The organism is Paenibacillus sp. MT124, from assembly GCF_058792755.1.
Window position 1 is genome coordinate 4,127,195 of sequence record NZ_CM179500.1, and the last position, 12,348, is coordinate 4,139,542.

Annotated in this window: 10 protein-coding genes; all 10 read right to left on the reverse strand. The window is 46.1% G+C overall.

Annotated features, from left to right (window positions below):
- The 10 genes from parE to AC3RCI_RS18605 all read right to left on the reverse strand — a co-directional run bounded on the left by parE (position 1) and on the right by AC3RCI_RS18605 (position 12,104).
- Complete coding sequence (parE, locus tag AC3RCI_RS18560) at positions 1 to 1,980, reverse strand: DNA topoisomerase IV subunit B (protein ID WP_127540398.1); 1,980 nt, start codon at positions 1,978 to 1,980, stop codon at positions 1 to 3.
- 76 nt (positions 1,981 to 2,056) lie between these two features.
- On the reverse strand, positions 2,057 to 3,046 hold the full coding sequence (locus AC3RCI_RS18565) for an ABC transporter permease (RefSeq protein ID WP_095292704.1): 990 nt from the start codon (positions 3,044 to 3,046) through the stop codon (positions 2,057 to 2,059).
- On the reverse strand, positions 3,039 to 4,004 hold the full coding sequence (locus tag AC3RCI_RS18570; RefSeq protein ID WP_336780783.1) for an ABC transporter ATP-binding protein: 966 nt from the start codon (positions 4,002 to 4,004) through the stop codon (positions 3,039 to 3,041). The genes AC3RCI_RS18565 and AC3RCI_RS18570 overlap by 8 nt, the downstream gene beginning before the upstream one ends.
- Positions 4,004 to 4,870, reverse strand: a complete 867-nt coding sequence (locus AC3RCI_RS18575; RefSeq protein WP_492525948.1) for a GDSL-type esterase/lipase family protein — start codon at positions 4,868 to 4,870, stop codon at positions 4,004 to 4,006. The genes AC3RCI_RS18570 and AC3RCI_RS18575 overlap by 1 nt, the downstream gene beginning before the upstream one ends.
- 235 nt (positions 4,871 to 5,105) lie before the next feature.
- Positions 5,106 to 5,906 carry a CAP domain-containing protein gene (locus tag AC3RCI_RS18580; protein WP_492525950.1) on the reverse strand — a complete coding sequence of 267 codons (801 nt, stop codon included), beginning with the start codon at positions 5,904 to 5,906 and terminating at the stop codon, positions 5,106 to 5,108.
- Between the two features lie 454 nt (positions 5,907 to 6,360).
- Positions 6,361 to 6,819 (reverse strand): GNAT family N-acetyltransferase, encoded by a 459-nt coding sequence (locus tag AC3RCI_RS18585; protein ID WP_095292715.1) that lies wholly within the window; start codon positions 6,817 to 6,819, stop codon positions 6,361 to 6,363.
- Positions 6,809 to 7,996 carry a formate-dependent phosphoribosylglycinamide formyltransferase gene (gene purT, locus AC3RCI_RS18590; protein WP_154895694.1) on the reverse strand — a complete coding sequence of 396 codons (1,188 nt, stop codon included), beginning with the start codon at positions 7,994 to 7,996 and terminating at the stop codon, positions 6,809 to 6,811. The genes AC3RCI_RS18585 and purT overlap by 11 nt, the downstream gene beginning before the upstream one ends.
- A gap of 252 nt (positions 7,997 to 8,248) precedes the next feature.
- Positions 8,249 to 9,271 (reverse strand): NAD(P)/FAD-dependent oxidoreductase, encoded by a 1,023-nt coding sequence (locus AC3RCI_RS18595; RefSeq protein WP_492525952.1) that lies wholly within the window; start codon positions 9,269 to 9,271, stop codon positions 8,249 to 8,251.
- Between the two features lie 62 nt (positions 9,272 to 9,333).
- Complete coding sequence (locus AC3RCI_RS18600) at positions 9,334 to 10,323, reverse strand: ABC transporter substrate-binding protein (protein ID WP_492525954.1); 990 nt, start codon at positions 10,321 to 10,323, stop codon at positions 9,334 to 9,336.
- A gap of 131 nt (positions 10,324 to 10,454) precedes the next feature.
- A complete protein-coding gene (locus AC3RCI_RS18605) occupies positions 10,455 to 12,104 on the reverse strand; it encodes an AraC family transcriptional regulator (RefSeq protein ID WP_492525956.1) in 1,650 nt (549 codons plus the stop codon).
- Positions 12,105 to 12,348: the final 244 nt, after the last annotated feature.

The window sequence follows — 12,348 nt, forward strand, 5'->3', positions numbered from 1 at the left end:
CTATTCTTCGTACTCTGTAAAGTCGACGTTCTCTACAATCCAGCGTTTACGCGGATCGACCTTATCACCCATAAGTGTTGACACACGGCGCTCCGCTTTGGCAGCATCTACAATCTCCACCTTGAGCAGCGTCCGTGTCTCCGGATTCATCGTCGTTTCCCACAGCTGGTCTGGATTCATCTCACCCAGACCTTTATAACGTTGAAGTTCGACGTTGTTTCCAAACTCCTTCATGTAATTCGCCAGCTCATCATCCGTCCAAGCGTAGCGAACACTTGCCATTTTACCGGACTTGCGGGTGAGCTTATACAATGGCGGCTGTGCAATAAACACTTTACCTTGGTCAATCAGAGGTTTCATATAACGGTAAAAGAAAGTCAGCAGCAGCACCTGAATATGTGCCCCATCCGTGTCCGCATCGGTCATGATTATGATTTTGGAATAATTGCTGTCTTCAACGGCAAATTCAGTCCCAATCCCCGCTCCGATTGCAGCCGTTATCGCACGATATTCCTCGTTTTTGAGGATATCCGCCAGCTTTGCTTTTTCCGGATTGAGTGGTTTTCCTTTCAGAGGCAGTATGGCTTGAATCTTCGAATCGCGCCCCTGTTTGGCCGAGCCTCCCGCGGAATCACCTTCAACAATAAACAGCTCGTTTCGGGTAAAATCCTTGGATTGAGCCGGAGTCAGCTTGCCGTTCAGGTTGGAACTTTCACTGCGCTTTTTGCCTGTACGCATCTCGTCACGGGCCTTGCGTGCAGCTTCTCTTGCCTTCGAAGCCTGAACCGCTTTGCGAATCAACGTCTGAGCCACCTGCGGGTTTTCTTCCAAAAACCGCTGCATGTTCTCCGAAACGACCGAATCGACCGCACTTCGAGCGGAAGCGCTACCGAGTTGATCTTTCGTTTGTCCAACGAATTCAACTTCGGACATTTTTACGCTGATGACAGCCATCATGCCTTCTCGCAGATCATTACCCTCAAGATTTTTATCTTTTTCCTTAATCATGTTGGTACGTCTTGCATAGTCGTTCATCACACGGGTATACGCCGTCTTGAATCCGGTCTCATGTGTACCGCCGCCCCTGGTCGGGATCGAGTTAACAAACGAAGCCAGCGTTTCGGTATACCCTGCGTTATACTGGATTGCCACTTCCACCTCGATGTCGTCCTTCTCCGCATAGAAGTGAATGACATCATGCAGCACATCTTTATTTTCGTTCAAATACGCAACAAACTGGCTTGCTCCGCCTTCATACATATACTCATCCTGATTGCCTGACCGTTCGTCTTTCAGAACAATTTTCAGGCCCGAGTTCAGAAATGCAATTTCCTGAAGCCGTTCTGCCAGTGTATCATAGTTCAATTGAATGCCATTTTGGAAGACTCGTATATCGGGTTTAAACGTTACTTTGGTCCCTGTCCGATTAGTATTCCCGAGTACTTCGAGTCCCGTTACCGGCTCTCCAACATGTTCGACACCCTTTTTGTCCTGCCAATATTCAAAACGTTGACGATGAATCTTGCCATCACGGAAGATTTCGACTTCAAGCCACTCTGACAAAGCGTTCGTAACCGAAGCACCTACGCCGTGCAGTCCGCCTGATTTCTTATATCCTGATCCACCGAACTTTCCGCCTGCGTGCAAAATCGTAAACACGACCTGGGGAGTAGGAATCCCTGTTTTATGTATACCTGTCGGAATTCCCCTTCCGTTATCCTGAACCGTAATAGAACCGTCCTTATGCAGCGTGATATCGATTTTGGAGCAGAATTTGGCGAGATGCTCGTCGACAGCGTTGTCCACAATTTCCCATACCAAATGATGCAGACCTGAAGTACTGGTGCTGCCGATGTACATCCCGGGCCGTTTCCGAACCGCTACCAGTCCTTCAAGTACTTGAATGTCGTCCGCGTCGTAGCCTGAAGACCCTTGTCCTCCGCCTGTCGAACCTGCCGACATATCGATTTGCTCGACCATTCATGCTCCCCCTTCTTAACTTGCAACTGAAAAAATACCTAAAATGCAAACAGATGTTTTCTTATCCTTGTCCATTTTAATTCAAGATATCCCGTTTCGTAAAGACAAGGAATGACACAATGAGTGAGGCAATGCCCCAAACACTAAGCACAATAAGGGAAAAACCCAAATTCATTCCTTCAATCGGTGGCAATCCGCCGGACAAATAATCCGGAAGTTCCAGATTAACCATGAACAGGTATTTGGCTGACTGCCAAGAGGCAGCCATATTCGTGAGAATGGTTCCTGCGATAAGCGCGGCCATCATAATAACAATACTTGCAGCCGTGCTGCGAACCAGTACGGATACCATGAAAGCCAGAATGGCCACAATGACGCTCACAAACCATATCAATCCAGCCTGCATGAGAAGATACAGCCATTGATCCACGGCGTGTACGGCAGACAGATCCACATCGGTACCCACAACCTTGAATCCGGTAAAGATCGGCATGCCGAAACCTTTATATCCGAATACTGCACCTGATATAACGTAACAGATAATATACGCAGATACGACGATTATAGACACAAACATAATCAGGGTGACCAGTTTGCTGAGCAGTACCTTCCAGCGTTTGACCGGACGAGTCAGCAGCATCTTGATGGTACCTGTTGTGCGCTCACCCGACACCAGATCCGAGGCAATGGCCATAATAAGCAGTGGAATAAACAAGCCAACGGCATTATTCATGAATTCCCGGGTAAAGGTTACACCATTGGGCTCCTCTGGATTCACATCATTTTCCAGATAATATTGCATCTGCTGGATATAAACCGTGCGGTACTTTTTGTATTCCTCAGGCACCCGGTCGCTGCCCAGTGAATTTTGATTATCCGTGATTGCCTGCTGAAGTTCAAGTCTCCAGTCGCCACCAAACTTGTCGCGGTTATTTTCCGCAGATTTCATCTGGGCATACGTAAACATCGGAACCAGAACCGCAAGTACAATAAATATAATATAAAGACGTTTCTTCTTCACCATCTTAATCGTTTCATTTCGGATGAGCGGCATGATATTACTCAATGGATTCACCTTCTGTCATCTTTAAGAATAATTGTTCCAGTGTCGGCTGAACCCGCTGTACACCTTCAACCCGAATCCCTGACTGTACCATCTGATTCACTAGACCCGATATGCGATCCTCGTGCATTTCAGCAACAACCGCATTGGATCCGAGCCCTGCGATAATGGTATCATCCATCACCTCGGCAGGGCGATCCACTAACGCAATACCTGCGTCAAGCAGCATTTTTCTGCCCTCCTCCAGAGGTGAGAGATGCCAAATGGCGAATTTGGAGTGATCTTCAATTAATTCATCTACGCCTCCAACGGCAAGAACGCGGCCTGCACTTATAATCGCGACCCTGTCACACAGAAGCTGAATTTCACTCAACAGGTGACTGCTGACAAATACAGCCATCCCTTCGCTTGCAAGTTGTTTGATAAACACCCGAAGCTCCTTAATCCCTTTGGGATCAAGTCCGTTGGTAGGCTCATCCAGAATCAGCAGACGTGGGCGTCCAAGCAGGGCCTGGGCGATACCCAACCGTTGGCGCATGCCTAACGAATAGGTTCTCACTTTATCATGAATTCGTTGATCCAGACGGACAATATCCACCACTTCCTGAATACGTGCGTGATCAACACCAGGCTGCATCCGGGCAAAGTGCTCCAGATTCTCCCAACCTGTCAGGTATGTATACACCTCCGGGTTTTCCACGATGGAACCGACATATTGAAGAGCACGCTCAGGATCGCGATTCACATCGTAACCACAGACTTTAATATTGCCTTCTGTCGGTTTGATCAGATCAACGAGCATCCGGATGGTTGTTGTTTTCCCCGCTCCGTTCGGGCCGAGAAAACCAAAAATTTCTCCGGGCTTCACTTCAAAAGTGACATCTTTAATAATCCATTTGCGTCCTATTTTTTTCTTAAGATGCTGCACAGACAGTACATAATCGCTCTGCGGCTCTGCCATTAGTTCGTGCTCCCTTCTGCCGGTGTTTCAGCCTGATATTCCTGCGCGATCCGAACCGCAATCTCCTCGTATCCTGCACCATTCGGGTGAAAGTGATCGGATGAGAGATACTCGCCCAGATGATTTTCAAACAGATCAAAGGTGGGTACAAGCGTCATCTTATCCTCTTGGTTCAAGATTTGGAGCGCAGCATCATTCCATGCAGCTACAACCGCATTACCGGGAACCTCCAGCTCCTTCACATCACCAAACGGGTTGTATAAACCTATGTACGCAATCTGTGCTTCCGGATTGATCTCCTTAACTTTCTTCAAGATTTCCTGGAGACGCTTGGACGTTTCAGGCAATGCTGCAGCCAGCTTTTCGGCGGTCGGCGGATCCTCCCCCTGCAATACCTGTCCACCCTGAAAGAGATCATTAGCTCCGATGGACAATAAAATAAAGTTGGACTGCTGGAGTACATAGCGTACACCCTGTTCATCCAGTTTACTTAGTAATGCATCCGTTCTCAGGCCATTGACTCCCAGGTTGTTCAAAACCTGAACATCATGTCCCTGTTCCTTTAAAATATTCCCTGCACGCCTTACAAAGCCCAGTCCTTCATCATCCCCCGTGCCCCTAGCCAGAGAATCACCAATAACGGCCATTCGAATTTTACCATCATCAACTGGAGCTGCAGGTTTGCTGGCCTCATCAGCCGGTGTTTTAGTCGACTGCCCTGTCCCTAAAGCTGAATCCCCCTCAGGATAGATGACGTCTTTTATGGCATAACCAAAACCGAATAATAGCAGAAGCGTTGCCAAAATGGACACCGTACTGATTATTCTCCAGATCCATGGCGCTGAATCAAGGGTTTTTCTTTTCATGCATCACATCTCCGCTCATGTACACCTGGTTGGGTGCTTATAATTTAAAATGGTTTTACATTAAGATGACGCTTTTTCTAAATAACATAAATGTTCTGTCGTTAATTTGCAAATTTTGCCGCTCTATTCTTTTTTAATTTTATAAATGGAAAAAGGCTATGCCTCACACAGATTTCGCTGCGCGGACATAACCTTTTTCTTCGATTTAAATCTGAACGTTATTCATTCAAATGACTTATTTGCCGATAAATTCTTGAGCCCAGTAACCGTTGTAGTACCCAACACCGATTTGAGTAAAGTTTTTGCTCAGGATATTCGCACGGTGTCCTTCACTGTTCATCCATGCAGTAACTACTTCCTGAGGCGTTTTTTGACCTTTGGCGATGTTTTCACCAGCGTAGCTGTAAGTCACTCCAAATTGTTTCATCATATCAAAAGGAGAACCATACGTTGGTGATTGGTGATCAAAATAGTTGTTGTTGCTCATGTCTTTTGCTTTGGCAAGTGCGACTTTATCTAGAAGTGCATCGGATGCCAGTGCGCTCAGACCTGCTTTGGCACGCTCAGCGTTCACCAATTTTACAACCTGTGCTGCAAAATCGGATTGAGCCGACTCACTACCACTGTTGCTTGTGTTGTTACCTGTATTACCTGTATTACCTGTGTTGCCTGTGTTGCCTGTGCTTCCGCTGTTCTCAGGTTTTTCCGTTGGTGCAGGAGCCGGTTTCTCTTCTTGCGTTGGTTGAGACGGTTTTGTTGTTTCTGGTTTTGTTGTTTCTGGTTTTGTTGTTTCTGGTTTTGTTGTTTCTGGTTTTGTTGTCGGTTGTTTAACAACCTGACCATTCGATACCGTAATTCCGTTATCCTTCATCCACTTTTCAAGCAATGTTTTCAGGCTAGTTGCATCCGTAAGTTTAATTGTAGCTTTATATGTGGACACCTCTGCCGCAGAAGCAGAAGCAGGGAGCATAATTCCTACGGCCAGTACAGCTGTCAGACTTCCAGCGACGACGGTTTTCAACAAGTTCTTTTTCAAATTCATTCATCTCCTCGAAAATTAATTAGTTACAACTTTGTAATCAATACTCTAGCAGTATACCAATTCATACGAGTGATGTGAACCTATAAATTATGGAAAAGTTACTTTTTTGTAATCTTTAGCTTCGTTTCAAAAGCATCAAACTGGTTTAAATGTTTAAGTCACGCTTTAAGGACATGAACCTATTTACGTAGGTGCAGTTGGATTATCGTTTTGCTAGGTACCAAATACATGATAACCTCATTGCCTGTCCCAATTGTATAAGGCTTAACAGTTTTTTCATGCGAACAGCCTACTAAACTATCATATATGAAAACCATCCTTTAAGGGGCGTCCTTATTTAACCAAAAAAAAGACATCCGGAATAAATACATCTTGTCCGAATGTCTCGAGTTACCTGTACATCAACGACCTGGTTGAGGAGTAGGTACCTTGTTTTGAAGAATCTTTTCTATAGAAGGACTTTACTGAAACGATATCCTCTCTTTTGAAAGCCAATGTGCTCATAGAAAGAATACGTTGATGAAGCAACTTCACGATTCGCACCGGTGACAAACAATTGTTTCCCACCTTGCTGTCTGCCCCAGTCCTCAGCACGAGCCATCAGACGACGGCCAATTCCGCCTCCACGGTACTCTTGCCCTACAATCAAGGACGTAATTTGAGCGGCAGGTTCTGGATAGGCATGACTTTGCACACATTGCAAGCCGATCATACCAATAATTTGTTCATCCACTTCGGCAACAAGCATGCACGCGTTTGGATTACTCTCCAAACCTTCAATGCGCTCTTTCATAACATTGGCTGTTGTCGGATAGCTGACCTCTCGCATCAGTCCCGTTACCGCTTCAGCATCTCGCAGTTCACACTCTCGGATCGTCAGTACAGGGGCCTGGGCATTATTGGACATGATTTACCTCCACTTTCAGCATATTTGCGGCTTGAACCGCCGTTTTTCGAGCTTCTTCCACATCGTGACCAGCACTAAGTGCCACAGCCATCCGGCGTCCCACTTTGACCTCAGGTTTGCCAAATACACGAACCTGCGTACGTGGAAGAGCCAGTGCTTCTTCAATCCCGCCTATAGTAAAGTCGGATGTTTCATGATTGGCCTTCAGCGTAGCTGAGGCTCCAGGTGTAAGCAGATGTACATCTGTTACAGGGAAACCCAGAATTGCACGCACATGCAGCGCAAACTCGGAGCTATCTTGCGTTACCATGGTAACCATACCTGTATCATGCGGACGAGGTGATACCTCGCTGAACACAACACCGTCCGAAGTCAAGAATAGTTCGACACCGAACAGCCCATAACCACCTAACTCATCGGTTACAGACTTGGCAATATGACAAGCTTGCTCCCATTGCTGCGGAGTCATTGCATGCGGCTGCCAAGATTCGACATAATCTCCATCCTTCTGAATGTGACCAATCGGAGGACAAAATACAGTTCCTGATACAGATCTTACGGTGAGCAGCGTTATTTCACTGTCAAATTTCACAAAGCTCTCCACGATGACACGTACAGATTTGCCGCGAGCTCCAGAAAGAGCGATATTCCAGCAATTCTCCACGTCATCCGGCGTGCGGCATACACTCTGCCCTTTACCGGAAGAACTCATCAATGGTTTGATCACACAAGGTGTACCCAGTTCACGAACGGCTTCTTGAAGCTCTTCCAAGTTGTTCGCAAATAGATAGGCTGCTGTCGGAAGTTTCAATTGTTCTGCCGCCAAACGCCGGATGCCTTCGCGATCCATGGTTAAACGGGCAGCACGTGCCGTCGGCACAACACAAAATCCCTCTTCTTCAAGCTCCAACAAGGCTTCTGTCGCAATCGCTTCGATCTCCGGTACGATGTAATGAGGTTTTTCCTTACGGATCAATTGTTTCAAAGCTTCGGCATCTAACATGTCGATGCAGTAAGACCGGTGTGCTACCTGCATGGCAGGTGCATTGTCATAACGATCAACAGCGATCGTTTCAACTCCCAGTCGATGGGCCTCAATAACGACCTCTTTTCCCAATTCTCCGCTACCCAGCAGTAGCATTTTTTTGGCTTGAGCCGTAAAAGGAGCACCCCACATGTTCTTTCCAATCCTCCCAAAGAGAAATCTTCTATATCTGTCTCTCTATTTTCGGGGTTTTGGTTAAAGATTGCAAGGGTGCTCCCTATTTTTCTTGTGAATTTTACAAGATTTTTTGTGTTTTTTCGATCAATTTTTACAATTACCGTTCACAGATTCGATACTCTTTCCATTCCTCCCAAAATCAAGGATGTGATTGTAATATTGATCAGAGATCGTCAATGAACCTTATCTTGCCTTCTTCCCAAGAGTTCAGCAGCCTGTAATATGCCGATTTTTCTCTCGGAAGATGTCATTATGTGAAGAAACATAGGCCATCTTGGGCGCCTTCGGATTCAAGTACTGTTTCGCACTGTTTACTGCCACAATCGCATCATTAAAAGCACCGGCAATCAGTCGTACTTTACTCTCATGGGTTGCACAATCTCCTGCCGAAAAAATACCGGGTATGTTGGTCTCTGCAAGATGGCTCATTGCAATCATGCCTTCGCTCATCTCCAGACCGCAACGGGCAATGTCACTGACGTGGCTTGTGTACCCATGATTAACCACGACTTCATCCACTTCGAGCAAATCATTCTCCCCGGTGTCTACGTGAGTTATAACCACCTGATGTATGCGTTCCCCATTCCCCTGTAACCGTGTAATTTGATAAGGTGTACGCACATCTGCTATGTCTTTCATGTGTTTCACGTTTCGTTCCATGGCGCGAAATTCCGTTTGACGGTGAACAACCGTTACTGTTTGAGCTTGTTCCGCGAGTTCGATAGCCCAGTCAACAGCACTATTGCCTCCTCCCGAGATCAACACATGTTTACCCTTAAATCGTTCCGGATTTTGCACCGTATAATGGAGATTGCTCCGCTCATATTCACTGGCTTCTTCCATGTCGAGTCTTTGAACTTCAGCGATTCCTCGACCTATTGCGATAATAATGGATCTTGTATAATGCAACTCGCCATCGTCAGTTTGCATGGCGAATAGTCCGCTGTCCAGACGAGTGAATCTGTCTACACTACGCTTCAACACAACAGTCGGTTCAAAAGTGGTTGCCTGCTGGACGAGCCACTCAATCAATCGGGAGCATTTCATAGGTGGCACTCCGCCCACATCCCATATCGTTTTATCCGAATAGGTATGCAGAAACCCGCCAAGCCGATCTTTGCCTTCAATCAGTTTCACTTTCATTTCGCGCATACCCGCATAGAAGGCCGCATACATGCCTGCAGGGCCGCCGCCAATGATTGTCACATCATAAATGTCTTCTTCATGCATTTCGGACACATCCGTTCTGGTTTTATCAATCGAATGCAGCTCTGGCAATAATACCGTTAACCTTATTTGTTTTTCTCCTTAAAAGCAGCAACGATATCATCAATCACATAACTGTTGGCAAGCGGAGACATTCCCAGATTGAACCATTCCTTTCCACCGACCATATAGACATGATCATTCTTGACCGCCTTTAGATTCTTCCACAGTGAGGTGGTTAACATCTCGTCAAACCTGCTTTTTATTTCCTTGTTCGTCTCATCATCCAGTTGTACGATCAGATGATCTGCATCGTATTCGGGCAATACTTCCAAGGATACGGACATTGCATTTTCTGATTCAGGAAAGTTAGGGAGCGGTCTCAAACCCAACTGCTTATGGACAAATCTTCCCCGATCAATGCTCTCGCCGTGTAATATAATTTCCTTCTCCATCACTCTGATGTACAGCACAGTCTCGTCACCAATCAGGGTGTGCAGCGTTTCGGCGCCTTGTTTCTCATGCTGCTCCAAGGTTTGCATCACCTGTTCGGCCTGCTCCTCTTTCCCCAGAATCGCTGCTATCCCACGCAGTTCATCCCGCCAGTCATCTTGCTCTGGCAGCAGCACGGTGGGAGCAATCTGCGATAGCTGATCATAGTCCTTTTTCGACCACCAGACAGGAGCAATAATCAAGTCAGGGCCAGCATCAAGAATCGCTTCAAAGTCAGGTGTTCTTGCTATGCCCATCTTCAACGTATTGGAGAATGGCTCTTGCAGATATGCGGGAAACTCGGAATGATAGTTCTGCACAGCCACAGGTACGATACCGAGTGCATATAACAACTCCGGGTATACAACCGACAGAGCGATTACCCGTTGTGGTGATTCTGGTATAGTAATGTCGCCCATCTCAGTATGGACCACTTTAACCTTGTCAGCTCCTGCTGCTGATGGATGAGACGCTCCTGTTTCTTGTGCTTCACTTGAAGACACCTTCTGACTGTTCGGAATACAGGCGGAAATCATAAGTAAAATCAAAATTGCACACACCACTGTAAACCCTTTGAACTTCACTTCGTATGTACCCCCTATATGTCAATGAGATGTGATAATGATTGATTAATAATAATTATCATTATCATTTAGATATAGGAGTAGTATATTAAATTTCGTTCCTGCATGATATTGACGATTCGGACTTTTTGCTATGGACGATCTTGCCAGAGCTTTAATATCTCATCCAGCATCAGTTCATGAGTAAACGCAGTGTAATCCAGCAGAACGCTCGGCATGAGTATATCGATGCATCCATTTTGGACTGCTGTCGTATCATTCCATGCTTCAGAGTTTTGAAGAGCGCTCCACGTTTGTTTGGACTTTTCATCTTCTTCCACGATCAACAGCATTCTATCTATTGAGAGCTTCGACAGCTCAGTAACTTTCAGTGTTCCCAGCTCCCATAATGCCTCTATCCCTTCAGGACCGTTCATTTGCATGTCCACATAAAATACAGAAGCTATGCTCCTCGGCCCCAGCACCTGCAGCACTTCGCCATGGACTCTCAGTACAAGAAGCCGTTCTTCTCGAATGTTGCCTGCAAGCTGTGTTCTAACCATCGCTGACTTCTCATCATATCTTTGCAGCCACACCTCCGCAATATCCGATCTGTCCAAAAAACGCGCAACATATCTCAGGTGATCCCGCCAATCCCCCTTGTCCTGCGGAATGATGCATACTGGCGCAATGGAACGAAGCTGATGAGCCAAAGTGTCCGACATTTCTCCCTCAACGGTGATGATATAATCCGGATCAACCATGCGAAGCTGCTCCAGCCAGATGGCTTCCAACTCAGCCAGCGGTATGACTCTGTCCGTTTCATATTTGCGTCTGTAATAATCAGTCCATGGATGACTTGCCTTTGCGGCACAAGGAATAGTCTGCAAGGCAAGGAGAGTTCCTATGCTCAAGGAATGAACAGCTGCTATTTTTTGCTTGCTGGCCTGTATAAATGCTGCTGGTGGAATACCCGAGATTTGCTTGAATTTACGACGGAAGTACATTTCATCCGGATAGCCCACATATGACGCAACATCCTTGAGTCGATGATTGTGATCGTTTCTCATTAAAATCTGAGCTTGCTTGATTCGGAAAAAGGTCAAATAGTCCATCGCACTGCAACCATATCTTTTTTTGAATAGGCGCATGAAGTGACGAGAGCTCATTCGTGCAACGGTCGCCAGCTCCTGAATCGTTATTTTGTTCATATAATTTTGTTCGATGTAGTCCTTCACATGTTCTATGGGTGAAGCGGAAAAAAGCTCTTCTGCTCTTAACACATCGTTGAACATTGTGTGCAGTAATTCCTGAAAACGAATTTGACCATCATACCTTTGCAGACCATTCTTACTCAGCGCTTGCTTATAGATCGTCTGACAGAGCACACGAGCCGCAACCGTCGAAGCACACATGACCTCAACGTTAAACTGATCCCCCAGAAGCTGCTTCATAATATCGAGAACTGCGTAATCATTTTGTTCCTCCAAGTGCATCACTTCGAAGTTCATATGATACACCCCTCTCTCATCCAGTGAATGGACATTTGCCTCAACCAACTGCCCAGGCAGTCCGATGTACCACGCTCCTGCGCGCAATTCAATAAATTTGCCATCTACTGTTAACCAGCCCTGTCCACTAGCCATAAACAATAACATATATGTGTCCAGGAAGTGTTTTCTCAGACACCAATTTCTTGCATAATCGCTTGTGTCAGGTTGATCCACATGAATGAGCTTAAAGTGAAGATGATCCAGTTTGTCAAAACGTTTTAATTGGATTTCGCTATGTACTGCTTGCATCGTTCTCCCTCCAGCCGTCCCGATACGTTTTTTCGGTAATTCTTAGAATATAACACAGTTCCGTGAATGAACTAAGCGCCTGTAGGAGCAGCCATACACGTTCCCCTTCGCAAATGGCCCGCACAGCACCTTTTGAATAAAAAAAGACACTCCGGGCATTCCTATTTCCTGCCTTCAATGAAACCATTTGCTTATCTTGAAGGAAAACCAGGGTTATAGGGTGCTGGAGTGTCATGTGCATCAG